At 70.1% G+C, this 26,584-nt stretch carries 24 protein-coding genes; 15 read left to right on the forward strand and 9 right to left on the reverse strand.

The window, feature by feature from the left end; genetic code table 11:
* Nucleotides 1-6: 6 nt before the first annotated feature.
* Nucleotides 7-1,671: an alpha/beta hydrolase gene (locus tag AC5Y3P_RS03305; protein WP_500044465.1), complete on the reverse strand. Its 1,665-nt coding sequence runs from the start codon at nt 1,669-1,671 to the stop codon at nt 7-9.
* A complete protein-coding gene (locus AC5Y3P_RS03310; RefSeq protein WP_500044466.1) occupies nt 1,668-1,949 on the reverse strand; it encodes a DUF7162 family protein in 282 nt (93 codons plus the stop codon). The genes AC5Y3P_RS03305 and AC5Y3P_RS03310 overlap by 4 nt, the downstream gene beginning before the upstream one ends.
* Nucleotides 1,950-2,074: 125 nt before the next feature.
* Between AC5Y3P_RS03310 and pafA the strand changes: the two genes are divergently transcribed.
* The 8 genes from pafA (at nt 2,075) to AC5Y3P_RS03350 (ending at nt 11,040) form a co-directional block, all read left to right on the forward strand.
* Nucleotides 2,075-3,433, forward strand: a complete 1,359-nt coding sequence (gene pafA, locus AC5Y3P_RS03315) for a Pup--protein ligase (RefSeq protein WP_500044467.1) — start codon at nt 2,075-2,077, stop codon at nt 3,431-3,433.
* A 71-nt stretch (nt 3,434-3,504) separates the two neighbouring features.
* A complete protein-coding gene (locus tag AC5Y3P_RS03320) occupies nt 3,505-4,494 on the forward strand; it encodes a helix-turn-helix transcriptional regulator (RefSeq protein WP_500044468.1) in 990 nt (329 codons plus the stop codon).
* Nucleotides 4,491-5,483, forward strand: a complete 993-nt coding sequence (locus AC5Y3P_RS03325) for a helix-turn-helix transcriptional regulator (RefSeq protein ID WP_500044469.1) — start codon at nt 4,491-4,493, stop codon at nt 5,481-5,483. The genes AC5Y3P_RS03320 and AC5Y3P_RS03325 overlap by 4 nt, the downstream gene beginning before the upstream one ends.
* A 30-nt stretch (nt 5,484-5,513) precedes the next feature.
* Nucleotides 5,514-5,744 carry a Sec-independent protein translocase subunit TatA gene (gene tatA / locus AC5Y3P_RS03330; protein WP_500044564.1) on the forward strand — a complete coding sequence of 77 codons (231 nt, stop codon included), beginning with the start codon at nt 5,514-5,516 and terminating at the stop codon, nt 5,742-5,744.
* A 79-nt stretch (nt 5,745-5,823) separates the two neighbouring features.
* Complete coding sequence (tatC, locus tag AC5Y3P_RS03335; protein ID WP_500044470.1) at nt 5,824-6,762, forward strand: twin-arginine translocase subunit TatC; 939 nt, start codon at nt 5,824-5,826, stop codon at nt 6,760-6,762.
* Nucleotides 6,746-9,508: a DEAD/DEAH box helicase gene (locus tag AC5Y3P_RS03340; RefSeq protein WP_500044471.1), complete on the forward strand. Its 2,763-nt coding sequence runs from the start codon at nt 6,746-6,748 to the stop codon at nt 9,506-9,508. Before tatC ends, AC5Y3P_RS03340 begins: the two co-directional genes overlap by 17 nt.
* A 159-nt stretch (nt 9,509-9,667) precedes the next feature.
* Entirely contained in the window at nt 9,668-10,534 is an 867-nt protein-coding gene (locus AC5Y3P_RS03345) for a DUF4333 domain-containing protein (protein ID WP_500044472.1), read from the forward strand.
* Nucleotides 10,535-10,575: 41 nt separating this feature from the next.
* On the forward strand, nt 10,576-11,040 hold the full coding sequence (locus tag AC5Y3P_RS03350; RefSeq protein ID WP_500044473.1) for a DUF1942 domain-containing protein: 465 nt from the start codon (nt 10,576-10,578) through the stop codon (nt 11,038-11,040).
* A 13-nt stretch (nt 11,041-11,053) separates the two neighbouring features.
* Here AC5Y3P_RS03350 and AC5Y3P_RS03355 read toward each other — a convergent pair whose 3' ends face one another.
* Together AC5Y3P_RS03355 and AC5Y3P_RS03360 are read right to left on the reverse strand one after the other, a co-directional pair.
* Entirely contained in the window at nt 11,054-12,013 is a 960-nt protein-coding gene (locus tag AC5Y3P_RS03355) for a 5'-3' exonuclease (protein ID WP_500044474.1), read from the reverse strand.
* 3 nt (nt 12,014-12,016) lie between these two features.
* Nucleotides 12,017-12,451, reverse strand: coding sequence for a nuclear transport factor 2 family protein (locus AC5Y3P_RS03360; protein WP_500044475.1), 435 nt, complete (start codon nt 12,449-12,451; stop codon nt 12,017-12,019).
* Between the two features lie 31 nt (nt 12,452-12,482).
* On the opposite strand from AC5Y3P_RS03360, the gene AC5Y3P_RS03365 reads away from it, so the two are divergent.
* Entirely contained in the window at nt 12,483-13,616 is a 1,134-nt protein-coding gene (locus AC5Y3P_RS03365; protein WP_500044476.1) for a M24 family metallopeptidase, read from the forward strand.
* A 14-nt stretch (nt 13,617-13,630) separates the two neighbouring features.
* Here the strand turns inward: AC5Y3P_RS03365 and AC5Y3P_RS03370 are convergent, their stop codons facing one another.
* Complete coding sequence (locus AC5Y3P_RS03370; RefSeq protein ID WP_500044477.1) at nt 13,631-14,044, reverse strand: F420-dependent biliverdin reductase; 414 nt, start codon at nt 14,042-14,044, stop codon at nt 13,631-13,633.
* A gap of 35 nt (nt 14,045-14,079) precedes the next feature.
* Between AC5Y3P_RS03370 and dprE2 the strand changes: the two genes are divergently transcribed.
* Genes dprE2 through AC5Y3P_RS03390 form a run of 4 tightly spaced genes read left to right on the forward strand, consistent with a single transcriptional unit; the run spans nt 14,080 to nt 17,487 of the window.
* Nucleotides 14,080-14,838, forward strand: a complete 759-nt coding sequence (gene dprE2 / locus AC5Y3P_RS03375; protein ID WP_500044478.1) for a decaprenylphospho-beta-D-erythro-pentofuranosid-2-ulose 2-reductase — start codon at nt 14,080-14,082, stop codon at nt 14,836-14,838.
* A complete protein-coding gene (gene cbiE, locus AC5Y3P_RS03380; protein ID WP_500044479.1) occupies nt 14,835-16,013 on the forward strand; it encodes a precorrin-6y C5,15-methyltransferase (decarboxylating) subunit CbiE in 1,179 nt (392 codons plus the stop codon). The genes dprE2 and cbiE overlap by 4 nt, the downstream gene beginning before the upstream one ends.
* Nucleotides 16,010-16,765, forward strand: coding sequence for a precorrin-4 C(11)-methyltransferase (gene cobM / locus AC5Y3P_RS03385; RefSeq protein WP_500044480.1), 756 nt, complete (start codon nt 16,010-16,012; stop codon nt 16,763-16,765). Before cbiE ends, cobM begins: the two co-directional genes overlap by 4 nt.
* The gene (locus AC5Y3P_RS03390) at nt 16,765-17,487 is read left to right on the forward strand and encodes a cobalt-precorrin-6A reductase (protein WP_500044481.1); all 723 of its coding nucleotides are present in this window, start codon (nt 16,765-16,767) and stop codon (nt 17,485-17,487) included. The genes cobM and AC5Y3P_RS03390 overlap by 1 nt, the downstream gene beginning before the upstream one ends.
* Nucleotides 17,488-17,499: 12 nt before the next feature.
* Here the strand turns inward: AC5Y3P_RS03390 and AC5Y3P_RS03395 are convergent, their stop codons facing one another.
* The 4 genes from AC5Y3P_RS03395 to cobG are packed head-to-tail and all read right to left on the reverse strand — an operon-like array spanning nt 17,500 to nt 22,650.
* Nucleotides 17,500-19,389, reverse strand: a complete 1,890-nt coding sequence (locus tag AC5Y3P_RS03395) for a hypothetical protein (RefSeq protein ID WP_500044482.1) — start codon at nt 19,387-19,389, stop codon at nt 17,500-17,502.
* A gap of 10 nt (nt 19,390-19,399) precedes the next feature.
* Nucleotides 19,400-20,881 carry a precorrin-2 C(20)-methyltransferase gene (locus tag AC5Y3P_RS03400; RefSeq protein ID WP_500044483.1) on the reverse strand — a complete coding sequence of 494 codons (1,482 nt, stop codon included), beginning with the start codon at nt 20,879-20,881 and terminating at the stop codon, nt 19,400-19,402.
* Nucleotides 20,878-21,504, reverse strand: a complete 627-nt coding sequence (locus tag AC5Y3P_RS03405; RefSeq protein ID WP_500044484.1) for a precorrin-8X methylmutase — start codon at nt 21,502-21,504, stop codon at nt 20,878-20,880. Before AC5Y3P_RS03405 ends, AC5Y3P_RS03400 begins: the two co-directional genes overlap by 4 nt.
* Before the next feature lie 9 nt (nt 21,505-21,513).
* Nucleotides 21,514-22,650 (reverse strand): precorrin-3B synthase, encoded by a 1,137-nt coding sequence (cobG, locus tag AC5Y3P_RS03410; RefSeq protein ID WP_500044485.1) that lies wholly within the window; start codon nt 22,648-22,650, stop codon nt 21,514-21,516.
* A 111-nt stretch (nt 22,651-22,761) separates the two neighbouring features.
* Here cobG and AC5Y3P_RS03415 point away from each other — a divergent pair, with 111 nt between their 5' ends.
* Nucleotides 22,762-22,920 (forward strand): hypothetical protein, encoded by a 159-nt coding sequence (locus tag AC5Y3P_RS03415; RefSeq protein WP_500044486.1) that lies wholly within the window; start codon nt 22,762-22,764, stop codon nt 22,918-22,920.
* A 43-nt stretch (nt 22,921-22,963) separates the two neighbouring features.
* Nucleotides 22,964-26,554: a cobaltochelatase subunit CobN gene (gene cobN / locus AC5Y3P_RS03420; protein WP_500044565.1), complete on the forward strand. Its 3,591-nt coding sequence runs from the start codon at nt 22,964-22,966 to the stop codon at nt 26,552-26,554.
* Nucleotides 26,555-26,584: the final 30 nt, after the last annotated feature.

Below are 26,584 nucleotides of genomic sequence, written 5' to 3' on the forward strand. Positions count from 1 at the left end.
CGCGGTTCACGGTTTGACCCGCAGCAGGCTCGGATCGCCGGTGATCACCCCGAGGATGTTCTTCCAGGCGTCCGACGGTTCGTTGACCACGTCGCCGTGCGAATCCCATCCGCTCATCGGCGTCCCATCGAGCCGGTCGCCGGCGTCGAGGTGCACGATCGGCAACCCGTCGACATCGACCCCATGCGGGGCCAGCGGCACGCCGGTGACGTTGACGCCGCCCTGCACCATTTGGATCCAGTCCCCGGGCGCGGTCATGGCGTAGCGGGACACCTCCGGGTTGCGGTTGTGCCAGTCGTCGACCGAGAAGACGTTGACGCCGGCCCCGGCCGCCGCGACGTACATGGTGCGGTCGGCGGTCAGCCCGAAGTGTTCGGCGGTGCCCAGGATCGACCCGCCGTAGGAATGCCCCACGTAGGTGACCGGGATATGGCGTCCGCTGGCATCCACGGTCCGGTTCACGTCTTCGCTGAACGCCACCAGCCGCGGCGCCATGTCGAGCGCGTACTCCGGTTTGGCGGCCTCCCAGATGCCCTCGACCACATTGTCGCCGGTCGGAAACGGTCCGCCCAGGTAGGTGATCATCGCGACCTTGCCCTGGCCGGCCGCGACGAACCGACGCGCGGTTTCGGTGTTGGGCGCCGAATCCAGCATGGTGGTGTTCAGGCCGGGGATGAACACCGCCACGCTGGTGGCGTCGGCCAGGTCACCTTGCAGTTCGATCAAAGACTGGCGGTCCGGGTCGAAGGCCAGGATCTGCCGGTTCACCGGGTGGGCCCGGCGCCCGGTCGGATCGTCGACGTCGGCCAGCAGTCCCCGGTAGAAGTCGATCCGACGCTGCGCGGCGTCGGTGAGTTCCGGGTCGGCGCCGGGCTGCGGGTTCTCCAGCGCCTGCTGCTCGGCCAGGATCGCGTCGGCGATGTTGATCCGGTTGGCCGCGATCCTCATGTCCCAAGGCACACCATCGGTGTTGCCGACCTCCCGCGGGGCGGCGTCGATCAGGACGCGACGCTGGTCGGCGTCCAGGGCCGCGATCTGCGCACTGATCCGGTCCTGGCTCATCGACGGCCAGCCCGCCACCAGGTCGGCCACCTCGATCGGCCACCCGCCGGCACCTGCGGTGGGCGGCGGGACGTCGTCGGCCAGCGCCATCGCCTCGGTGATGTCGAGGGCCGCGTCGTCGTCGGCGCTGCCCAGGGCGTCCAACCGCAACCCGATCTCCGCGCTGAGCCGTTCGGCTTCATCGGCCAGCACGCGCGCGATCAGCTCCGGGTCGTTGCCGGTGATGTTGCGCACGGACTCGGGAACGAAGCCGGTGGGGGTGGCGATCCCGGCATCGCTGACCTGAAAGCCCAGTGACTTGGCGGTGGCGACCGCAGCCAAGGCGTCGCTGCGCGCCATACCCAGCCGGCTGGCGCCGCCGTGCGCAGCCACCGCGGCAGCGGTCAGCGCGCGGGTGTGCCGCACCCCGGACTGCAGCGCATCGTCGAGACTGGCGCCGGCCCGCTCGGCTGCCGTTCCGGCCCAGTCCCAGAGCTGACCGGCGGTTTCGGCGGTGATGTCCTCGAGATGGTTGCGCAACAGGTCGGCAGCTCGCTCCCAGGCATCGCCGAGCAGGTCCAGCGCCTGCGGTTGCCACTGCTCGGCCTGACTGACGGTGGGCCGGGTCATGATCGGAGCAGCCCGCCTCGCGCGGCGACATCGGCCTGCTGCAGGACGTCGGCGCAGCGTCGGGTGCTGTGCGCCCACTCCTCGAGCGCACCGGCCAGGGCGCCGACTTGCAGGGCGGCCCCGAGCTTCGCGGTAGCCGCAGCGGTGGCCGAACCCGGCAGCGCGGTCGCGGGCAGCGCATCGAGTTCGACTGCTGCCAGCGCGGCCGCCGACTGCGCCACCCGCTCGGCGACCGTGCACAACTGGGTTGCGTCGGCCGTGACCCGGTAGTCGGACATGGCGTCATGGTGACAGCACCGGTGGGTTGCCCGCCGACCGTCATCCCCAGGTCAGTTGGGCAACTCGACCGCGACGCGGCGCGCTTGCCCACCGTGGACATCGCGCACCCCGTAAGCTCGACGACGTGCAGCGACGAATCATGGGCATCGAGACGGAATTCGGTGTGACCTGCACCTTTCACGGCCACCGCCGGTTGTCGCCGGACGAGGTTGCGCGGTACCTGTTCCGCCGGGTGGTGTCGTGGGGCCGCAGCTCCAACGTGTTCCTGCGCAACGGTGCGCGGCTCTACCTCGACGTGGGCAGTCATCCGGAGTACGCCACCGCCGAATGTGACAGCCTGATCCAGCTGGTCACGCACGACCGGGCCGGGGAGCGGGTGCTCGAGGATCTGCTGATCGACGCCGAGCAGCGGCTGGCCGACGAGGGCATCGGCGGCGACATCTATCTGTTCAAGAACAACACTGATTCGGCCGGCAACTCCTACGGCTGCCACGAGAACTACCTGATCGTGCGGGCCGGCGAGTTCTCCCGGATCTCTGATGTGCTTCTGCCGTTCCTGGTCACCCGACAGCTGATCTGCGGTGCCGGCAAGGTGCTGCAGACGCCCAAGGCCGCCACTTTCTGCCTGTCGCAGCGCGCCGAGCACATCTGGGAGGGTGTATCCAGCGCCACCACCCGGTCGCGCCCCATCATCAACACCCGCGACGAGCCGCACGCCGACGCCGAGAAGTACCGGCGCCTGCACGTCATCGTCGGCGATTCCAACATGAGCGAGACCACCACCATGCTCAAGGTGGGCAGCGCCGCGCTGGTCTTGGAGATGATCGAAGCCGGGGTGCCGTTCCGGGACTTCTCGCTGGACAACCCGATCCGGGCCATCCGGGAAGTCAGCCACGACCTGACCGGTCGGCGTCCGGTGCGGCTGGCCGGCGGTCGGCAAGCCAGTGCCCTGGACATCCAACGCGAGTACTACAGCCGCGCGGTCGAGCACCTGGCCAACCGGGAGCCCGATGCGCAGCTTGAACAGGTGGTTGACCTGTGGGGTCGGCAACTCGACGCGGTGGAGGCTCAGGACTTCGCCAAGGTCGACACCGAGATCGACTGGGTGATCAAGCGCAAGCTGTTCCAGCGCTACCAGGACCGCTACGACATGGAGCTGTCCGATCCCAAGATCAGCCAGCTGGACTTGGCCTACCACGACATCAAACGCGGCCGCGGCGTGTTCGATCTGTTGCAGCGCAAGGGCCTGGCCGCGCGAGTCACCACCGACGAAGATGTGGACGCCGCGGTCAACACGCCGCCGCAGACCACCCGGGCCAAGCTGCGCGGTGAATTCATCAGCGCCGCACAGGAAGCCGGCCGCGACTTCACGGTGGACTGGGTGCACCTCAAGCTCAACGACCAGGCCCAGCGCACGGTGCTGTGCAAGGATCCGTTCCGTTCGGTCGATGAGCGGGTCAAGCGCCTGATCGCCAGCATGTGAATCGGAGTGCGAGCCCGCAACCGGACAGTGTCGTGAAATCGTTCGCGGCCCTCTGGCCCTAGTCTGTGGGGGTGGCGACCTCCAAGATCGAACGGTTGATGAATCTGGTGATCGCGTTGCTCTCGACGCAGGGGTACATCACCGCAGAGCGGATCCGGCGCAGCGTGGCCGGGTACCTCGACAGTCCGAGCGATGAAGCGTTCTCCCGAATGTTCGAACGGGACAAGAACGAACTGCGTGATCTCGGCATCCCGCTGGAGACCGGCCGGGTGTCGAACTTCGACCCGACCGAGGGCTACCGGATCAACCGCGACGCCTACGCGTTGCCCGAAGTCACCCTCACACCGGAGGAGGCCGCGGTGGTCGCCGTCGCGACCCAGTTGTGGGAGTCACCGGAACTGGTCACCGCGACCCAGAACGCACTACTCAAGCTGCGCGCGGCCGGCGTCGACGTCGACGCCGAGGCGCCGGTGTCGTTCCTGGCCCCGGCCGGCCTGCCCGGCCTGCGCGGTTCCGAGGACGTGCTCGGTGTGCTGCTGGCCGCGATCGACGCCGGGCAGGCGGTGCAGTTCCGGCACCGGTCCACGCCCACCGACCCGTATGCCCTGCGCACGGTCGAACCGTGGGGCGTGGTGACCCATCAACGCCGGTGGTATCTGGTCGGCCACGACCGCGACCGCGACGCCGTGCGCATCTTCCGGCTCTCCCGAATCGACGCCGGGGTCCGCACCCTCGGTGCGCCCGGCGAGGTTCGCCGACCCGACGACGTCGACCTGCGGGCCCTGGTCACCCGAGCGGTCAGCGAAGCGCCCAGCGGTGTGCTGGCCCAGGTATGGCTGGCCGACGGCCGGGCCACCGCACTGCGGCGCGCCGGCACCGCGGTGGACCGCCGCGAGATCGCCGGCCGTCCGGGCGACGTCGTCGAACTCGACACCGGCACCGGGGACCGGCTGGCCCGCGAGATCGCCGGCTACGGCGCCGACGCGGTGGTGTTGGAACCCGAGACGCTGCGCGCCGATGTGCTGGCGCGGCTGCGGGCGGCCGCGGGGGTGCCGGCGTGAGCACCGCGGTGTCGGCTCGGCTGGTCCGGCTGCTCAACATGGTCCCGTACTTCCAGGCCAACCCGCAGATCAGCTACGCCGAGGCGGCCGCTGACCTCGGCGTGAGCCGGCGCCAACTGGAGTCCGACCTCAACCAGCTGTGGATGTGCGGGCTGCCCGGCTACGGACCGGGTGACCTGATCGACATCGACTTCGAAGGCGACACCATCGAGGTGATCTTCTCGGCCGGGATGGATCAGCCGCTGCGGTTGAGCTCGCCGGAAGCCACGGTGCTGCTGATCGCGCTGCGGGCGCTGGCCGAGGTGCCCGGTGTCGCCGACCCGGAGGCGGCCCGCAGTGCGATCGCCAAGATCGAATCGGCGGCCGGCACCGCCGCGCACGAACTGGGCGCCACCGGCGCGGCCTCGGCCGAGTTCGAGCCGGCCCCGGCCGAGAGCCGGGCGGTGGCCGCGGTGCGCGAGGCGGTCCGCGACGGCCGGGCTGTGGTCATCGAGTATTACTCGGCGTCCCGCGACGCGCTCTCGGAGCGGCTGGTCGACCCGATCCGGATCGTGCTGGTCGGCAACCACAGCTACCTGGAGGCTTGGTGCCGGGAATCGGAGGGGGTGCGGCTGTTCCGATTCGACCGGATCGTCGACGCTTCGGTGCTCGACCAACCGGCCGCGCCGCCCGAGCCGGCGGTCGTCGGCCCGACCGACACCTCGCTGTTCGACGCCGATCCGGGACTGCCGGCGGCCACGCTGCGGATCGCACCGGAGGCCGCCTGGATGCTGGAGTACTACCCGATCCGGGTACTGCGTGAGCTGCCCGACGGGTACGTCGAAGCCGTGATGACCTACGCCTCCGACGAGTGGATGACCCGCCTGCTGCTCGGTTTCGGCCCGGACGTCACTGTGCTGGCGCCCGCCGAACTGGCCGAGGGCGTGCGCGAAGCCGCGTCGGCCGCGCTGGCCGCCTACGACGAGAGCCCGAACGACCAGCTGGGGTAGGATCGAGGCGATGTCTGGAGGAACGGAATGATCAACGGTTTGCACCCGACCCACCTCATCATCCTGCTGGTGGTGTTGGTGCTGCTGTTCGGTGCCAAGCGACTCCCGGACGCGGCCCGTTCACTGGGTAAGTCGATGCGGATCTTCAAGTCCGAGGTCAAGGAAATGACCGGCGACAAAACTGATCAGCTGCCGCCGACCCAGGTGCAGTCCGAGCGGGTGGACGACCCGGCACACAACCCGGACGCGCGTTCGGCCTGAGCACGGCAGTGCCCTCATCGGTTCGGCCGCACCGGTGGTGCGGCCGATCGGTCGCGCTGACTGAGAAGAGCGAAGTCCCGTGAAGTTGCCCGGCGTCATCACCCGGTTGGACCCGCGGCAGCGGCGCAGCAAGATCAACCCCGACGGCACCATGTCGTTGGTCGACCACGTGCGCGAATTGCGCACTCGGCTGCTGATCTCGATCGCGGCCATCGTGGTGACAACCATCTTCGGGTTCTGGTGGTACGGGCATGCCCTGTTCGGCCTGGAGAGTCTCGGGGAGTGGTTGCGCCGGCCGTATTGCGAACTGCCGCCCGAGGCGCGCGCCGAGATCAGCGCCGACGGCGGCTGCCGGCTGTTGGCCACCGCGCCGTTCGATCAGTTCATGCTGCGCCTGAAGGTCGGCCTGGCGGCCGGCGTGGTACTGGCCTGCCCGGTCTGGTTCTACCAACTGTGGGCGTTCATCACCCCGGGGCTGTACCGCCGGGAGCGGCGCTTCGCCGTGACCTTCGTGCTGTGCGCGGCGGTACTGTTCATCTCGGGTGCGGTGCTGGCCTATGTGGTGCTGTCCAAGGCCTTGCACTTTCTGTTGACCGTCGGCAGCGACGTGCAGGTGACCGCACTGTCCGGCGATCAGTACTTCAGCTTCCTGATCAACCTGCTGCTGGTGTTCGGGGTCGGGTTCGAATTCCCACTGTTGATCATCATGCTCAACGTGGTCGGCGTGCTCAGCTACCAGCGGCTCAAGGAGTGGCGACGGGGACTGATCCTCGGGGTGTTTGTGTTCGCCGCGTTCGCCACCCCCGGCTCGGACCCGTTCTCGATGCTGGCACTGGGCCTGGCCCTGACTCTGTTGCTGGAGTTGGCCATCCAGATCGCGCGGCTGCACGACAAACGCAAGGCCAAACGCGAAGCCGCCCGGGACGCCGAATTGGCCGACGACGAAAGCGCACCGATCGAACCGCCCGAACCGATCGACTCCCCGGCGGCCCGGGTATTCCATGACGACGTCACCTAGCGTGCCGGCCGAGCTGGCGCGGTTCAGCGCGAGTCTGCCGTTCGGACTGGATGACTTTCAGCGCCGGGCCTGCGTCGCGCTGGAGAACGGTCACGGCGTGCTGGTGTGCGCGCCGACCGGGGCGGGCAAGACCGTGGTGGGCGAGTTCGCCGTGCACCTGGCGCTGGCGTCGGGCCGAAAGTGCTTCTACACCACCCCGATCAAGGCGCTGAGCAACCAGAAGCACACCGACCTGTGCCGCGTGCACGGGTCGGATCGGATCGGACTGCTCACCGGGGACCTGTCGATCAACGCCGACGCCCCGATCGTGGTGATGACCACCGAAGTGCTGCGCAACATGCTGTACGCCGATTCGCCTGCCCTGCGCGGTCTTTCGTACGTGGTGATGGACGAGGTGCATTTCCTGGCCGACCGGATGCGGGGTGCGGTGTGGGAGGAAGTGATCCTGCACCTGCCCGACGAGGTGCGACTGGTCAGCTTGTCGGCGACGGTCAGCAACGCCGAGGAGTTCGGCGGCTGGATCCAGACCGTGCGCGGCGACACCACCGTGATCGTCGATGAACACCGTCCGGTGCCGCTGTGGCAGCACATGCTGGTCGGCAAGCGGCTGTTCGACCTTTTCGACCTGAACCGGCCCGCCGGCGGCAAGCAGTTGCTGGTGGATCCGGACCTGGTGCGCCACATCGAACACCGCCGGGAGGCGGACCGGATGGCCGATTGGCAGCCCGGCGCCCGCCGCGGCCGCGGTCCGCACCGGGGCCGGCCCGGTTTCCGGCCGCCGTCGCGACCCGACGTGATCGCGACACTGGACCGGGAAGCTCTGCTGCCGGCGATCACGTTCGTGTTCTCCCGCGCCGGGTGCGATGCCGCCGTCGCGCAGTGCCTGCGCTCCCAACTGCGGTTGACGACCGAATCCGAACGCATCCGGATCGCCGCGGTGATCGACCGGCACTGTGCTGAGCTGGCCGACCGCGACCTCGGCGTGCTGGGTTACCACGAATGGCGCGAAGGTCTGCTGCGCGGTCTGGCCGCCCACCACGCCGGCATGTTGCCGGTTTTCCGGCACACCGTCGAGGAGCTGTTCTCGGCCGGCCTGGTGAAGGCTGTCTTCGCCACCGAGACACTGGCTTTGGGCATCAACATGCCGGCCCGCACGGTGGTGCTGGAACGGTTGGTGAAGTTCAACGGTGAGCAGCACGCACCATTGACGCCGGGGGAGTACACCCAGTTGACCGGGCGCGCCGGTCGGCGCGGCATCGACGTGGAGGGGCACGCCGTGGTGCTCTGGCACCCCGACGTCGAACCCGCCGAGGTGGCCGGGCTGGCCTCCACCCGGACCTTCCCGCTGCGCAGCTCGTTCAAGCCGTCCTACAACATGACGATCAACCTGGTCGGTCAGATGGGCCCGGAGCAGGCCCGCAGCCTGCTGGAACGGTCCTTCGCGCAGTATCAGGCCGACCGGTCGGTGGTCGGGTTGGTGCGCGGTGTGGAGCGCGGCCGCACGATGATGGCCGAACTCGCCGACGAACTCGGCGGCGCCGACGGCCCGATGCTCGACTATCTACGGTTGCGCGCCGAGATCTCCGAACGTGAACGCGCGCAATCCCGTTCGTCGCGGCTGCAGCGGCGGCAGGCGGCCAACGACGCGTTGAGCGCGTTGCGGCGCGGGGACATCATCACGATCAGCCAGGGCCGCCGGGGTGGACTGGCGGTGGTGCTCGAGGCCGCCCGCGACGACGACGATCCACGCCCGCTGGTGCTCAGCGAACACCGCTGGGCGGGCCGGATCTCGTCGGCGGATTATCCGGGTGCGGCGCCGCCGCTCGGATCGATGACGCTGCCCAAACGGGTCGAACATCGACAACCCCGGGTGCGTCGGGATCTGGCCTCGGCGCTGCGCTCGGCGGCGGCCGGACTGGTCCCGCACGAGCGCGGCCGCGGGCGCGGCGCCCGCAACCAGGCCGACCCGGACGTCGACACCGAACTGGCCGGTCTGCGTGCCCGGCTGCGCGCCCATTCCGCGCACAGCCACCCGGACCGGGACGCCAAGGCCCGGCTCGGTGAACGGTTTCTGCGGCTGGAACGTGACAACGCCGCCCTTGAACGCAAGATCAGCGCGGCCACCAACTCGCTGGCCCGCACTTTCGACCGGATCGTCGGCCTGCTGCGTGAGCGCGGGTTCATCGCCGAGACCGACGAAGTGCTGCAAGTCACCGACGACGGCAAACTGCTGGCCCGGATCTACAGCGAAAGTGACCTGCTGGTGGCCGAATGCCTGCGAACCGGGGCGTGGAACGGTCTGGCGCCCGCCGAACTGGCCGCGGTGCTTTCGGCGGTGGTGTACGAGGCGCGCGGCGACGACGTCTCGCCCCCGCTGTACGACGCCCCGACCGCGGGTGTGCGCCGGGCATTGGCCAAGACCCGCAGACTGGCCGGCGAGCTGCGCGCTGACGAGGCGCGGCACCGGCTGGCCGGCACGCGCGAACCCGACGAAGGATTCGTGACCACGATGTACCGCTGGGCCACCACGGGCGACCTGGTGGTGGCCCTGGCGGCAGCCGACGGCAGCGGCGGACGCGGAAGTTCGGCGCCGATGTCGGCCGGGGACTTCGTGCGGTGGTGCCGGCAGGTACTCGATCTGCTCGATCAGGTGCGACTGGCCGCTCCGACGTCGCAGCTGCGCACCGCCGCCAAGAAGGCGATCGGTGCGGTGCGACGCGGCGTGGTGGCCGTCGACCTGGACTGAGCCGTCCTGCCAGCAGCTCTGACCAGCGGCTATCCGATCGAGGCGACACGCGCGCAGGTTGCCGGTTCGACTCGGCGTGCGCTCACCTGCAGCGGGTAGGGTGAACCAACCGCTAGGTTTGACACCGGCGAGCCAGCTACCAGTGCGCGAGGAGATGAGATGAGCGGACCGCAGGGACCCGACCCGACGCAGCCGTGGCAGGGTCAAAGCGGCGAGCAACCCGCAGGCGAAGGCGCTGAGCAACCCACCACCCAAGCCCCGAGCTGGCCTTCGCCCGGCGGCGAGGAGCAGGCCACCGCGGCCCAGGGCTGGCAGCAGCCGCCGGCGTACACCCCGCAGCAGTACCCGCCGTACGGTCAGGACGATCCCACGGCCGGCTACGCCCAGCCTGGACAGCCGGGTTTCGGTGCTCAGCCCACCCAGTTCGGGCAGCAGCCCACCCAGTTCGGGCAGCAGCCCACCCAGTTCGGGCAGCAACCCACGCAGTTCGGCGCGCAGCCCGGACAGCCGGGTTTCGGTGCGCAGCCCACCCAGTTGGGGCAGCAGGTGCCGCCGTACGGCCAGCCGCAGTACGGTGCCCAGCCCGGCCAGTACGGCCAGCCGCCCCAATACGGCGCGCAGCCCGGCCAATACGGCGCGCAGCCCGGCCAGTACGGCAGCTACGACCAGTTCGGCCAACCCACCGGCGGTGGATCGAAGAAGACCCTGGCCATCGTCGGCGGCGTGCTGGCCGCGGTGATCGTGGCCGCGGTGCTGGTGCTGGGCTTCTGGAAGCCGGGCTGGTTCGTCACCACCAAACTGGACGTCAACCAGGCCCAGTCCGGTGTGCAGCAGATCCTGTCTGATGAGACCAACGGCTACGGTGCCAAGAACGTCAAGGACGTCAAATGCGCCGGCGGGCAGGACATCGAGGTCGTCGACGGCGCCACCTTCGATTGCGAGGTGAGCGTCGACGGCGCCAAGCGTAAGGTCACCGTGACGTTCAAGGGCAATGACGGCACCTACGAGGTCGGCCGTCCGAAGTAAGCACCGCTGGTAAACCTTCCAACTACCCGAGTGAGGTTGCGATGTTGAGCAAGATCTGGGCAGGCCCGATTGCTGTCGGCGCTGCGGTCGGTTTGGCGTTGTCCGGGGCGGCTGCCGCCTCGGCCAACCCGAGCGTGGCCGAACTCGACGCCACTCAGGAACTGCACGACGGCGGCGTCACGATCGCCTACACCATCGAGGAACTCGAACCGGCCGACGACACCGTGACGAACGTGGCGCTGGCCGGCGAGCTGTGGGAGGCCAGCGTCACGGTGCGCGCCGTCGACGGCACGGTCACCCCGGTGATCCCGTTCTTCAATGCGCGCGCTGCCGACGGCACCAACTACCGGGTGCTGTTCTCGGCGATCGGCGAGGAAGCGCTGCCCGGCAACACGCTGAGCCAAGGGCAGGAAGCCGAGGGCAATATCTACTTCGACGTCACCGGCCCGGCGCCCACCCAGGTGGTCTACAACGACGGCGTGCAGGACCGGCTGATCTGGGAGTGACCGGCACCGTCGGTCAGTCCAGCGCGTCGAGCGCCTGCTGTAGCCGGGCGATCGACGACGTCACGCCGTAACGGGTGGCCAGCTCGGCCACCCGTTCGGGATCGGCGGCGTACCTGGGTAGGGCATCGGTGGGGGTGGACCACTGCACCTCGACGTCGGTGGCCACCCGCACCACCCGTTCGGCCACCGCCAGATAATCGGCGGCTGCCGCCAGTTTGCTTCGAACCCCTTTGGTCACAGTCGATTTCGGGTCGTCGGCGGCCGCGAGCAGCGCGGCCAGCGAGCCGTGCCGGGCCAGCAGCGTGGCCGCGGTCTTCTCGCCGATGCCCGGCACCCCGGGTAAACCGTCGGACGGGTCACCGCGCAGCAGTGCCAGCTCGGCATAGGCCGCGCCGGCCCGCGGCACCGGCAGCCCGTAACGCTCGGCCACCTCGGCCGGGCCGAACAGCGTGGCCTTGGCAAGGCCGCGTCCGATGTAGAGCACCCGCACCGGCACCGGCGCATCGGTGACCACCTGCAGCAGGTCGCGGTCACCGCTGACCACCACCACCGGATCGTCACGTTCGGCGGCTGCCAGGGTGCCCAAGACGTCGTCGGCCTCATACCCGGCCGCGCCGGCCGTGGCGATGCCGAACGCGTCGAGCAGCTCCAGGATCATCTCGACCTGCGGGGTGAGCTCGTCGGGCACCTCTTCGACGTCGGGAGCCTCACCGACCCCGGCTGCTTCGACCCGGTGCGCCTTGTACGACGGGATCAACTCGACCCGCCAGCTCGGTCGCCAATCCAGGTCCAGACACACCACCAGACGGCCGGGGCGCTGCTGGTTGACCAGGGTGGCCACCGAGTCGAAGAAGCCGCGCACGGCGTTGACCGGGCGCCCGTCCGGCGCCTTGATCGACGACGGCACACCGAAGAACGACCGAAACCACATGCTGGCGCCGTCGAGCAGCAGCACCGGAGCCGCAGTCGCCATCGGTCAACCCACCATGGTCGAGTTGGGTGCCGACCAGTCGGTCGAGACGAACCGGTGGTCGATCAGCCACGCGTCGCCCACCGGGACGAACTCGTCGCGGTAGCGGCCGTAGTGGTCCAGGCCGATCTCGGTGACCACGGTGAAGTAGGACGACACCCGGGCGCGTTCCGGGGTGATCTCGACGAACCGGATGTTGGCCACGTTGTGCCGCACGATCCGTCGCACACCGGGTGCGGCCGGCGGGATGGCCGTGACGTCAGAAAGCCGTTCGATGATCGCTTCCCGGCCGTGCAGCGGCGGCTCACCGCGCACCTCGAGCACACCGGTGGGGCTGAACGCCGCGGCCAGATCCGCGATCCGGCCGCCGTCACCGGACCAGGTGTAGTGCGCAAGCGTGTCGCGAATGCGTTCCCGGGCAGTCAGTTCCCACAGATCCACATCCCGACCCTAATCCACTAGCCTTTCAGCCATGTCCGAGCAGCGCTTCGAGGCCCACGTGTACGGCCGGCGGCTGGCTGCCGCCGCGGCCGCCACCGAGGCGGCCGGTTTGACCGGCCTGGTCATCACACCCGGGTACGACCTGCGCTATCTGGTGGGTTCGCGCGCACAGACCTTCGAGCGGCTGACCGCGCTGGTGGTGCCGGCCGCGGGGTCGCCGACGGTGGTGTTGCCGCGCCTGGAACTGGCCGCACTCGAGCAGTCCGCGGTCCCGGAGTTGGGCCTGAACGTGCAGGACTGGGTCGACGGCGAGGACCCCTACGCGCTGGTGGCCGATGCGCTGCGGGCCGGCTCGGCCGAAAGGGGACCGGTCGCCACCGCGGTGACCGATTCGATGCCGGCGCTGCATCTGCTGCCGCTGGCCGAGGCGCTGGGGGCGATGCCGGTACTGGCCACCGAGGTGCTCCGGTCGCTGCGGATGACCAAGGACCCGGCCGAGATCGACGCGTTGCGCAAGGCCGGCGCCGCCATCGACCGGGTGCACGCCCGGGTCCCGGAGTTCCTGGTACCGGGCCGCACCGAGGCCGAGGTGGCCGCCGACATCGCCGCGGCCATCGTGGCCGAGGGCCACTCCGAGGTGGCGTTCATCATCGTCGGCTCCGGACCGCACGGCGCCGACCCGCACCATGAGGTCTCCGACCGCAAACTGGCCGACGGCGACGTCGTCGTGGTCGACATCGGTGGTCCCTACCAACCCGGCTACAACTCCGACTGCACCCGCACCTACAGCCTGGGTGAGCCCAACGAAGAAGTGGCGCAGCAATATTCGGTGCTACAGCGGGCACAGCAGGCAGCCGTCGAGGCGGTCCGGCCGGGGGTCACCGCGGCGCAGATCGACGCCGCCGCGCGCGATGTGCTGGCCGAAGCCGGGCTGGCCGAATATTTCGTGCACCGCACCGGGCACGGGATCGGACTGTCGGTGCACGAGGAGCCCTACATCGTGGCGGGCAACGATCTGGAGCTGACGCCGGGGATGGCGTTCTCGGTGGAACCCGGCATCTACTTCCCCGGGCAGTGGGGCGCCCGCATCGAGGACATCGTGATCGTCACCTCCGACGGCGCCGAATCGGTCAACCACGGCCCGCACGAACTGATCGTGGTGTGACCCGCGGGGAGCGCTCAGTCCTTGCCGTGGTCCAGCAGCTCGGAGGAACCCAGCACGCGTTCGACGTAGACCTCGATGACCACGCGGCGCGGATTGACCCGCGGCGTGCGGTAGCGCTGCGCGTAGCGCAACTCGGCGTCGCGCACCGACTCCGGATCGGTCAGCACCACCGACCGGCCCTCCAGCGACAGCCAGCGCGCACCGTCGACCTGGCTGAGCACCGCGACCCCGCCGCGCTCAGCGTTGACCGCCTTCTGCGACCCACCCATGGTGATCACCCGGGCGATGTGGGTCTTGGCGTCGAAGGTGAAACCGACCGCCACCACGTGCGGCGAGCCGTCGGCGCGCAACGTGGTCAGCATGGCCAGATGCCGCTCGGTCAGGAATGCCAGAGCCTCGTCGGTGAGCCGGGTAGTCGCGTTCGCCATCGGTCCTCACGCTAGCGCAGGTGATAATCGCTGCGATGAGCGACACGGGAGAGTTGAGCCGCAGAACGGTCGTGGTCTTCGGCGGACGCAGTGAGATCGGCTCCGAACTGGCCCTGCGGCTGGCCCCCGGAGCCACCGTCGTGCTGGCCGCGCGCGGTACCGGCGGGATGGCGCAGCAGGTGGCCGCGCTGCAGGCGGCCGGCGCGGCCGCGGTGCACACCAAGGCGTTCGACGCCGACGACCTGGCTGCGCACGCGGGTGTGCTCGACGAACTGGCCGCCGAGTACGGGTCGATCGACACCGCGGTGCTGGCGTTCGGCGTGCTGGGCGATCAGCAGCGCGCCGAACGCGATGTCGAGCACGCGCTGGCCGTGCTGCACACCGACTATCTGGCGCAGGTCAGCCTGCTGACGCTGCTGGCGGCGCGGATGCGGTCGGCCGGCCACGGTCGGCTGGTGGTGTTCAGTTCGATCGCCGGAGCCCGGGTGCGCCGGGCCAACTACGTGTACGGCTCGGCCAAGGCCGGTCTGGACGGCTTCGCCTGCGGTCTGGCCGATGCGCTGCACGGCTCGGGTGTGCAGTTGTTGATCGTGCGCCCCGGCTTCGTGATCGGCCGGATGACCGAGGGCATGGATCCCGCGCCGCTGTCCAGCACGCCGGCCCAGGTGGCCGACGCCGCCGCCAAGGCGCTGGCCCGCGGCAAGTCCGCGGTGTGGGTGCCGCGTGCGGTCGGGGTACTGGCGTTCGCGACGCGGTTCGTGCCGCGCGCGCTCTGGCGCAGGATGCCGCGATGATCGTCGTGGTCGGGATCGGTGCCGACGGGCTCGACGGCCTGTCGGCGAGTGCCCGCGCCGAGCTGCACCGGGCCACCGTGGTCTACGGTTCGGCCCGCCAGTTGGCGCTGCTGGGTCCCGGGATCGGCGCGCAGCGGCGCGCGTGGCCGTCGCCGCTGCTGCCCGGGTTGCGCGCCGAACTCGGTGCCGCGCGCACCGACGTGCACGTGCTGGCCTCGGGCGATCCCATGTTGCACGGCATCGGCACCACACTGGTGGGCATGTTCGGCGCCGACGCGGTGCGGGTGCTGCCACACCTCTCGTGCGTGGCGCTGGCTTGTGCCCAGCTGGGCTGGGCGGCCACCGACACCGAGGTGATCAGTCTGGTCACCGCACCGGTGCACACCGCGCTGCGCGACGGTGGTCGGGCCGTGGTGCTGTCCCGGGACGCCTCGACCCCGGCCGCGTTGGCCCGGCTGCTCGCCGAGACTGGCCGCGGATCTTCCCGGATGCACCTGCTCGAGCAACTCGGCGGGCCGGCCCAGCGCTGTCGCCAGGCCAGCGCCACCGAGTGGGCCGAACTGCCGCCTGACGACGTCGATGGGCTCAATGTCGTTGCTGTGCAGTATTTCCCAGAACAGCGGAGTTTCGGTGTGGCACCGGATGCGGCGTTCGCCCATGACGGCCAACTGACCAAGCAGCACCTGCGCGCGGTCACCTTGGCTGCGCTCGCGCCCCGCCCCGGCGAGCTGCTGTGGGATGTCGGCGCGGGCGCGGGCAGCATCGGCATCGAATGGTGCCGGTACGGATCGGGTTGTGCCGCGGTGGCCTTCGAGCGCGACGAGGTGCGCCGTGCCCGCATTCAGGACAATGCGATCCGCTTCGGGGTGCAACTCGAACTACGCGGCGCGGCGCCCGACGACTTCGCCGGCGCGCCGCCGCCCGCGGTGGTGTTCATCGGCGGCGGACTGACCCGGCCCGGGGTGCTCGACGGCGCACTGGCCGCGCTGCCCAGCGGCGGCCGGCTGGTGGCCAACGCGGTCACCGCGGAATCCGAAGCCGTGGTGATCCAACGGTATTCCGAGATGGGGGGACAGTTGAGCCGGTTTCAGCACTACGCGGGCGAACCGCTGGGGTCGTTCACCGGTTGGCGTCCGGCGCTGCCGGTCACGCTGTGGTCGGTGGTCAAACCGTGACCGTGTACTTCATCGGCGCCGGTCCCGGTGCTGCCGATCTGATCACGGTGCGCGGTCAGCGACTGTTGCAGAGCGCGCCGGTGTGCCTGTACGCCGGGTCGATCATGCCGGCCGACCTGTTGGCGCTGTGCCCGCCCGGCGCGCGGGTCGTCGACACCGGTCCGCTCACGCTGGACCAGATCATCGACGAGTTGGTTGCGGCGGACGCCGCCGGATCCGACGTGGCACGGCTGCATTCCGGGGATCCGTCGCTCTACAGTGCGCTGGCCGAACAGTGCCGGCGCCTCGACGAACTGGGCATCGGGTACCAAATCGTGCCCGGCGTCCCGGCTTTCGCGGCCGCGGCCGCCGAATTGGGCCGCGAACTGACCGTTCCCGGCGTGGCCCAGACCGTGACGCTGTCCCGGGTCGCGACGTTGTCCACGGCCATGCCGGACCGGGAAGACCTGCGCACGCTGGCCGGGGTGGGCGGCACCCTGGTGTTGCATCTGGCGGCCGCCCAGATCGACACCGTGGTCGCCGATCTGATCGCCGGCGGCCAGCATCCGCAAACCCCGACCGCGGTGGTGGCGTTCGCCAGCTGGCCGCAGCAGACGATCTTGCGCGGCACACTGGTCGACATCGCCGAGCAGATGCGCGCGGCCGGGGTCACCCGCACCGCGGTGATCGTGGTGGGCGAGGTGTTGGCCGCGGCCGGTTTCGTGGACAGCTACCTGTATTCGGCCGACCGGCGCAGGGGAGCGCGGCACTGATGCGGGTGCTGCTGCTCGGCGGAACCGGGGAGGCCCGCGCCCTGGCGGCCCGGCTGCACCCGGGCATCGAGGTGATCAGCTCGCTGGCCGGTCGGGTGCCCGATCCGGCGCTGCCGGTCGGGCAGGTCCGGATCGGCGGCTTCGGTGGTGTCGCGGGCTTGCGGAAATGGTTGGCCGACAACGCTATCGACGCGGTAGTCGATGCCACCCATCCGTACGCCGCGACCATCACCGCCAACGCCGCTGCCGCCTGCGCCGCATCGGAACTGCCGCATCTGGTGTTGGCCCGGCCGGCCTGGGATCCGGGCGACGCGGTCCTGGTGGATTCCGACCGTGCGGCAGCCGATTACGTGCAGCGCCACGAGCTGTCCCGCATCTTCCTGACCACCGGTCGGTCCGGGACCGCGGCGTTCGTCGACAGCGATCGCTGGTTCCTGATCCGGGCGGTCACCCCGCCGGATCCGGCCGCGCTGCCGCGCCACCATGAGCTGCTGCTCTCCCGCGGACCCTACGAGTACGCGGGGGAGCGAGAGTTGTTGCTGCAGCACCGCATCGACGCCTTGGTGACCAAGAACAGCGGGGGAGCGATGACCCGGCCCAAGCTGGACGCGGCCGCCGATCTGGGCATCACCGTGATCATGATCGACCGGCCCGCGCTACCGGCGGACGTGCACAGCGTCGAATCGGTGGACGCCGCGGTGGACTGGGTGCACCAGCGGTAGCGAGCGAGCGGTTCAGCCCGACTGGTCGATCAGTCGGCGCAGTTCGGCTGACGCCGAGTGCCGGGCGGTTTCGGCCTCGGTTCGCAGCTCGGAGATCTGCCGGTCCAGCTCACCGACCCGGTCCTGCAAGCGCTCCAGCTCGGCGACCTGCCGTTGCCGCAGCTGACCTTCGGCGCCCTCGGAGGTCAGCACCCGCAGCTGTTCGGCCAGCCGACTCTGCGCGGTATAGACCTCGTCGCGTTCGGCGTCCAGACCTTCGCGCCGGGCCTCCAGCGCGGTGGCGCGCTCCCAATGTCCCAGCACACCGGAGAGCGCCTTGATCGTCTCTGCATCCAGAGCGCGCTGGGACAACCACTCCTGCAACCGATCTGGTGCCAGGTCGTGGTAGTCGACCTCGGTGTAGATCGGCCAGGTCTCGACCACGCTGACTGCCAGCCGCTGATGCCCCGGCACCGAAACCCGAAACCGCCGCCAACGGGCATCGGCAGTCCGGCCGGCGTCGACCACGCCGTCATCGAGGATTCGGAACTCTCGCCCGGATCGGCTGGGCACCTCGAAGATCACCTCGACCGCCTCGTCGTGGTCGTTCTCGGCTGCCAGGATGTGCCGCTGTTCGCAGCGCTGCTCCTCGACCACCGCTTCGGCGGCCAGCCGGACGCGCACCGTGACGACATCGGTGTGGGCGCGCCGCGAACAGCGCACCGCGAGATCCTTGGCGAACGCCAACCGGACCCCGGCACCGCGAGCGGTGAAATCCAGCATCGCCTCACCGGAGTAGCCGCCGTCCTCGTAGACCACGGCGGGTCCTTCCTCGAGCACCACCCCGGTGCTGTTGGTGAAGGTCAACATCACGTCCGGGGCCGGCGCACCGGCGCGCCACACCAACTCGCGCTGGACGTCGTCGACCGGGGCCACTACCAACGGAACCATCGCCGCACCACCACGTTTGATCGATACGGGAGCGCTCAACCGGTATTCGAAGTGTTCACCGCGGTCCTCGCCGACCACGTCGTCGGCGGCCTCAGCGTAGGCCGCATACGCTCCGGTCGGGGCCGGTATCGCGGCGTCGGCCACCGGCGCGGCCATGGCGCGCATCCGTCGCTCCGGCGGCGCGGCGGCCACCCGCTCGGTTTCCTCGATCACCGTCCGCTGCACCTGCCGGCCGTGATACAGGTCGATGTCGAACGAAATGGGTTGTCCGGTGGTCAAGGTCAACGTCACCTCGGTGAGGTCCTCGTCGATCGGGTTGTGCACGATACCCATCGCGGCCAGCACCAGACCGCCGTCGCCGCGCGACAACCGGTAGGACACCCGCCACATCGGCGCGGGCACGATGTAGGACACCCGGGCCTGCGCGGGGCCACCGCCAACCCGCACCGCCACCTGGCAGTCGCGCCCGGCCGAGGCCGCCCGAGACCGGTCGATCAGATAGCTCAGGTCGTCGCGGGACGGGTCCTCGAGCAGCTGCACGTCTTCGGCGGTGCTCAGGTCGACCAAACTGACCCGGCCGGTCTCGGTGCGTAACAGCAACAATCGGCGTGCCCCGTCCTGGCCGGAGTCGTCGACCCCGATCACCTCACCGCGGTGTCGCTGGTTGCCGCACACCACTTCGACCAGCCGCCCACGCAACCCGTCCAGTAGGTCCAGCAGAGCGGCGTCGGAAGACATCAGCAGGTTGCGGTCGGCCAGTTCGGCGCGCGGGTCCGACGGGGTGTCGAAGGCGACGGCGACTACCGTGGCGTCCCCGTCAGCGATCTCGACCGACAGTGACTTGAGCACATCCTTCATGTCGTCGCGCCGGAAGGTCAGGTCGAAGTCACCATCGATGCGGCCACTGCGTCCGACGTAGGCGACACCGTGCTTGTAGAGGACGAGGCGGTCGACCCGCGGGGCAGCGCTCATGGCCCCGAGATTAACCGGGTGACGCAGCACCCGGGTAACGCCGCGGGGTGAACACCCGCTGTCCGTCCCACACCGTCTGCGAGGATCCGACGATCAGCAGGCAGCGCATGTCCACGTCGGCGGGGTCCAGCTCGGCGAGCCGAACCACCCGCACACTCTCGTTGGGCCCGGCCACATCTCGGCCGATCACCACCGGGGTTTGTGGGGCGCGGTGCTCGAGCAGCAGATCCCGCATCGCGGCCACCTGCCAGGTCCGGGTCTTGGAAGCCGGGTTGTAGATCGCCAGCACCAGGTCCGCGGCGCCGGCGGCGCTCAGCCGCGCGGCGATCACCTCCCACGGTTTGAGCCGATCCGACAGTGAGATCACCGCGTAGTCGTGTCCCAACGGTGCACCCACCCGGCTGGCCACGGCCTGCGCCGCGGTCATCGCCGGGATCACCCGCACCGCGACATCCGGCCAGTCCCGGGCCTCCTCGAGCACCGCGGTGGCCATCGCGAACACCCCGGGATCGCCCGAGGACACCACGGCCACCGACTTGCCGTCCCGGGCCAGCTGACAGGCCAACCGGGCGCGGGCCGGCTCATCGGTGTTGTCGCTGGCATGCAGCCGCTGCCCATCGTGGGTGGCCACCCGGTCCAGGTAGGGCCCGTAACCGATCAGGTCGGTCGCGTCGGCCAACTCGCGGCGACTCTGCGGGGTCAGCCAATCCGGGTCACCGGGACCCAACCCCACCACCGCCACCGAACCGGCGCCGGGCCGGCCGCGTTCCCGCATACCGGGCACCATGACCAGGGAGAAGTACGGAACCTTCGCGGCGTCGATCTCGGCAACCCGCGACACCCGCTGCGTCTCGGTGCTGGCGCGCTCCACGTAGTAGGCGTCGTCCAATTGGCCGGCCATCGAAAGTGCTTCGCGCACCTTGGGATATGAGCGACCCAGTTTGAGGATCACGGCAGCGTCGGCGTCGCGCAGCCGACGCGCCAGCTCGGTGCTGCCCAAGGTGCCGGGCAGGACCGAGAGCACCTCGTCGCCCTGCACCAACGGGGTGCCGATGGCGGCCGAGGCCGCGCTCACCGAGGTCACCCCCGGCACGATCACGGCGTCGAACTGCTCGGTCAGCCGGGTGTGCATGTGCATGTAGCTGGAGTAGAACAGCGGATCGCCTTCGGCCAGCAGCGCCACGTTGCGCCCGGCCCGCAGGTGCGCGGCGATCCGGTCGGCGGACTCCCGGTAGAAGTCCTCCATCGCCCCGGCGTACCCGCCGGGATGGTTGGTGGTCTCGGTGGTCACCGGGTAGACCAGGTGCTCCTCGATCTGGCCGGCGCGCAGATAACGCTCCGCGATGCCGCGGGCGATGCTCTGACCGTGCCGCGCGCTGTGATAAGCCACCACGTCGGCCTCGCCGATCACCCGCGCCGCCTTGACCGTGACCAGTTCGGGATCGCCGGGGCCCAACCCGACACCCCACAGGGTTCCGGTTTGCTCGCTCATTCGCGTTCGCTCGCAATCGCATTGACCGCGGCGGCGGCCATCGCCGAGCCGCCCCGGCGGCCGGTCACCACCAGATACTGCATGCCGCGGGGCGCGTCGACGAGTTCCTGTTTGGACTGCGCCGAGCCGACGAATCCCACAGGGCCGCCCAACACCGCCGCCGGAACCGGCGCGCCCTCGTCGATCAACTCCAACAGCCGGAACAGCGCCGTGGGCGCGTTGCCGAGGGCCAGCACCGCGCCACCGAGCCGGTCGGCCCACAATTCGACTCCGGCCGCCGACCGGGTGTTGCCGGTGCGCGCGGCCAACTCCGGGGCGCGCGGATCGGCCACCAGCGAGACCACCTCGTTGTCGGCCGGCAGCCGGGCCGCGGTGATCCCGGCAGCCACCATCGACGAATCGCACAGGATCGGGGCGCCGGCGGCCAGCGCGGCGTGCGCCCGCGTGACCACGTCCGGGGTGAACGCCACGTGTTCGGTCACGTCGACCTGCCCGCAGGTGTGGATCAGCCGCAGCACCACGCGGGCCACGTCGTCGGGGAAGCGGGACAGGTCGGCTTCGGCGCGGATCGTCGCAAACGACTGCCGGTAGATCTCGGCGGCGTCGCGGATGTAGTCGAGCACCCGAACACCCTACGGCTGCCGGTCCCGGCGCCGGTATCCATCCGGTCCGGCGACCCAGACCTCGCCGTCGAGCGGACTGCCGCAGGCCCGTTCACAGCCCACATAGTGCGTGTGCGTCGAGCCCACCTGACCCGAGCTGACTGCGCGTTCAGCGTCGGCGCGCACGTCGGCGGCCGAGCGTTCGCAGCCCGGGCTCCCGGTGCACGCGCTCACCGACAGCCACGGCGAGTTCTCATCGAACACCAGACCCAGCGGTGCCAGCACCCGCAGGCAGGTGTCGGCGACATCCTCGGTCAGGTCGCACACCAGCACCGAACGCCACGGCGTGATGACCAGCGGGGCCTCGATCGCGGCCAGGAACTCCGCGGTGCGCGCCGGCAGCACACCCAGCGGCACCGCCGCACCGAGGGTGACCCGGTGGTCATACTGGGTGATCCAACCGACCGGCGGCCGGTTCAGCGCCGGCGGCCGGTCCCCGGACCGCGTGCTCGGTTCGAGACCGGCCAGCAGCACGGCCGGATCGTCGAGCTCGGCCACCCGCCACGACTTTCCGCGGATGCGTTGAAATCGCTCCGCGACCTCCAGCAGGGTCGGGACGGCAGCGTTGGCGCCGATTCGCACCCCGGTGTCCACCCCGGCCAACTGCAGTGCCACCCGATCCGCACCGTGCGCACCCGAGAGCAGTTGCACGCCGACGTCGGCGCGCAAACCCGCAACATCGCCGCGGCCGTCGTCGACGCTGAACCAGAACCGGCCGGGCAGATCGGCGAGCGTCCGGTTGCGCTGCAGGCCGGCGTCGAGTTCGGTGACCCAGGCTCGGATGTCACCCAGCCCGCCGGCCCGCCCGGACAACGGTGAGGCGACGATGTTGCGTACCCGCTCGTGGCTGGCCGACGGCAGCAGCCCGGCCGCCGCGATCGCCTCGGCCACTGGGGCCGGGTCGGCGATGCCGCGCAGCTGCAGGCTGCCGCGTGAGGTGAGCTCGAGGGTCCCGTTGCCGAACGTCGCGGCAGTCTGCGCCAGCGCCGCCAACTGGTCGGCGGTCAGGGTCCCGCCGGGCAGCCGGACCCGCAGCAACGCACCATCGGCCGCCCGGTGCACCTGCAAGGCCCCCGGGCAGACGTCCTGATCACGCGTGCGGCTCACCCGTTCACGGTACGTCGCTGCCGCTGATCCCAAAGGACGAGTAGTCGACTACGCGTGCCGGGCCGGCGGCGCGGATCTAGCGTCAGCGCATCTTCTATGAAGGGGGTCACCATGACCGCACCACATGGCCACGAATGGGCCCAAGCGTTGCGTCACCTCGCCCACCGGGGAGAGAGCCAGCACAAGAGCAAGCCCAAGCGGCACGACTTGCAACACCGGATGTCCTACCTGGACGACGCCCGGATGGCCCGCGAAATGGGTCACCTCTGATTTGCGGTGGCGGGTCGGGTACGAATAGGGGGTGCACGCACCCCTGACGCCCACCGTCCTGCTGCTCTCGACCTCCGATACCGACCTGATCACCGCCCGCGCCAGCGGCGCCGACTACCGCTGGGCCAACCCGTCCCGGCTGCTGGTCGACGATCTGCCGGAACTGCTGGCCGGTGTCGACATCGCGGTGCTGCGCATCCTGGGTGGCTACCGGTCCTGGGAGGACGGCATCGAGGCGGTCCGGGCCAGCGGCGTGCCGACCATCGTGGTCAGCGGCGAGCAGTCGCCCGACGCTGATTTGATGGAGCGCTCGACGGTGCCGGCCGGCATCGCGGTGCAAGCGCACGTCTACCTGGCTCAGGGCGGCACCGCCAACCTGGCCAACCTGCACGCGTTCCTGTCCGACACCGTGCTGATGACCGGGGCCGGGTTCGAACCGCCGGCGATCATCCCGAGTTGGGGCGCGTTGGAACGCCCGCAGGCTGCGGCGCCGGCTCCGGACGGACCGACAGTGGCGGTGCTGTACTACCGCGCGCAGCACCTGGCCGGCAACACCGGTTACGTCGCGGCGCTGTGCGACGCGATCGAGGCGGCCGGGGCGCGCGCCGTGCCGCTGTACTGCGCCTCGTTGCGCACCGCCGAACCGGAACTGTTGGCCGAACTCGGCCGCGCCGACGCCCTGGTGGTGACCGTGCTGGCGGCCGGCGGGGCGCGGCCGGCGACCGCGTCGGCCGGCGGTGACGACGACAGTTGGAACGTCGAACATCTTGCTGCCCTTGATGTTCCGATTCTGCAGGGGTTGTGCCTGACCTCCTCGAAGGCAGACTGGGAAGCCAACGACGACGGCCTGAGCCCGCTGGACGTGGCCAGTCAGGTCGCCGTCCCGGAATTCGACGGCCGGATCATCACGGTGCCGTTCTCGTTCAAGGAGATCGACGAGGAAGGTCTGATCTCCTACCTGCCCGACCCGGAGCGCTGCGCCCGGGTGGCCGGGTTGGCGGTGCGGCACGCTCGACTGCGGCACGTGGCCCCGGCCGACAAACGGGTGGCGCTGGTGTTCTCGGCCTACCCGACCAAACACGCCCGGATCGGCAACGCGGTCGGCCTGGACACCCCGGCCAGCGCGGTCGCGCTGTTGCGCGCGCTGCGCGCCGGGGGATACCGGATCGGTGAGGTACCCGGCGTCGACGCCAACGACGGCGACGCCCTGATCCACGCGCTGATCGAACGTGGCGGGCAGGACCCGGACTGGCTGACCGAAGGACAGTTGGCCGGCAACCCGATCCGGGTGCCGGCCGCCGCCTATCGGGCCTGGTTCGCCACCCTGCCGACCGAGTTCGCCGACGCCGTCGTGGCCCACTGGGGTGAGCCGCCGGGGGAGTTGTTCGTCGATCGCAGTCAGGACCCGGACGGCGAAATCGTGATCGCCGCACTGCAATCCGAGAATGTGGTGCTGCTGGTACAGCCGCCGCGCGGGTTCGGCGAGAACCCGGTGGCGATCTACCATGACCCGGATCTGCCGCCCAGCCACCACTACCTCGCCGCCTACCGCTGGCTCGACGACGCCTTCGAAAACAGCTTCCGCGCCGACGCCGTGGTGCACGTCGGCAAGCACGGCAACCTGGAATGGCTGCCGGGCAAGACGCTGGGCATGTCGGCCGGCTGCGGCTCCGACGCCGCCATCGGTGACCTGCCGCTGATCTACCCGTTCCTGGTCAACGACCCGGGCGAAGGCACCCAGGCCAAGCGCCGCGCGCACGCCGTGCTGGTCGATCACCTGATCCCGCCGATGGCCCGGGCGGAAAGCTACGGCGACATCGCCCGGCTCGAACAGCTCCTCGATGAGCACGCCAACGTCTCGGCGCTGGATCCCGGCAAGCTGCCCGCGATCCGCCAGCAGATCTGGACGTTGATGCGGGCGGCCAAGATGGATCACGACCTGGGCTTGACCGAACGCCCCGACGAGGACTCCTTCGACGACATGCTGCTGCACGTGGACGGCTGGCTGTGCGAGATCAAGGACGTCCAGATCCGCGACGGCCTGCACGTGCTGGGCCAAACCCCAACCGGGGAAGTGCAATTGGACCTGGTGCTGGCGATCCTGCGGGCCCGCCAACTGTTCGGTGGGGAACACTCGGTGCCGGGTTTGCGGCAGGCGCTGGGGTTGGCCGAGGACGGCAATGACAGCCGGGACTCGGTGGACGGCGCCGAGGCCACCGCCCGCGCCCTGGTGGCCGAGTTGCAGCAGAACGGGTGGGATCCCGAGGCGGTGCCGGCGATCACCGACGACCCGCAGGTGGCCGCGGTACTGCGGTTCGCCGCCACCGAGGTGGTGCCGCGGCTGGCCGGTACCGGCGCCGAGATCGATCAGGTGCTGCGGGCTCTGGATGGGCGGTTCATCGCGGCCGGCCCGTCCGGGTCGCCGCTGCGCGGCCTGGTCAACGTGCTGCCCACCGGGCGCAACTTCTACTCGGTGGACCCCAAGGCGGTGCCGTCGAAGCTGGCTTGGGAAACCGGTGTGGCGATGGCGGATTCGCTGCTGGAGCGCTATCGCTCCGACTACGGCCGCTGGCCGGAATCGGTCGGGCTGTCGGTGTGGGGCACCTCGGCGATGCGCACCTCGGGTGACGACATCGCCGAAGTGCTTGCGCTGCTGGGGGTTCGCCCGGTCTGGGATGAGGCATCCCGGCGCGTGGTGGACCTCGAACCGATCGACCTGACCGAGCTGGGCCGGCCGCGCATCGACGTCACGGTGCGCATCTCCGGCTTCTTCCGGGATGCGTTCCCGCACGTGGTCAGCATGCTCGACGACGCCGTCGGACTGGTCGCCGGACTCGACGAGGCGCCGGAGGACAATTACGTGCGGGCGCACGCGCAGGCAGACCTGGCCGAGCACGGTGACCGCAGACGCGCCACCACCCGAATCTTCGGCTCAAAGCCGGGCACCTACGGCGCCGGCCTGCTGCAGCTGATCGACTCCCGAAACTGGCGCGACGACAACGACCTGGCCCAGGTCTACACCGCCTGGGGCGGCTTCGCCTACGGCCGCGACCTGGATGGCGCACCGGCCGGCGAGGACATGAACCGGGCTTACCGGCGGATCGCGGTGGCCGCCAAGAACACCGACACCCGCGAACACGACATCGCCGACTCCGACGACTACTTCCAGTACCACGGCGGCATGGTGGCCACGGTGCGCGCGCTGACCGGCAAGGACCCGGCCGCCTACATCGGCGACAACACCCGCCCGGATGCGGTGCGCACCCGCACCCTGAACGAGGAGACCACCCGGGTTTTCCGCGCGCGGGTGGTCAATCCGCGCTGGATGGCCGCCATGCGTCGGCACGGCTACAAGGGGGCCTTCGAGATGGCGGCCACCGTCGACTACCTGTTCGGCTACGACGCCACCGCACACGTGATGGCCGACTGGATGTACGAGCAGTTGACCTCGAGCTACGTGCTGGATCCGGAGAACCGCAAGTTCCTGGCCGAATCCAATCCGTGGGCGCTGCACGGGATGGCCGAGCGGCTGCTCGAGGCGGTGGACCGGGGCATGTGGGAGCAGCCCGAGCAGGCCACCCTGGACGGGCTGCGGACGGTGCTGTTGGAAACCGAAGGCGAGCTCGAGGGCTGACCGGCGCGGCCGGCGACCGCTACGGTTGGG

This window comes from Mycobacterium sp. NGS45 (assembly GCF_059812645.1).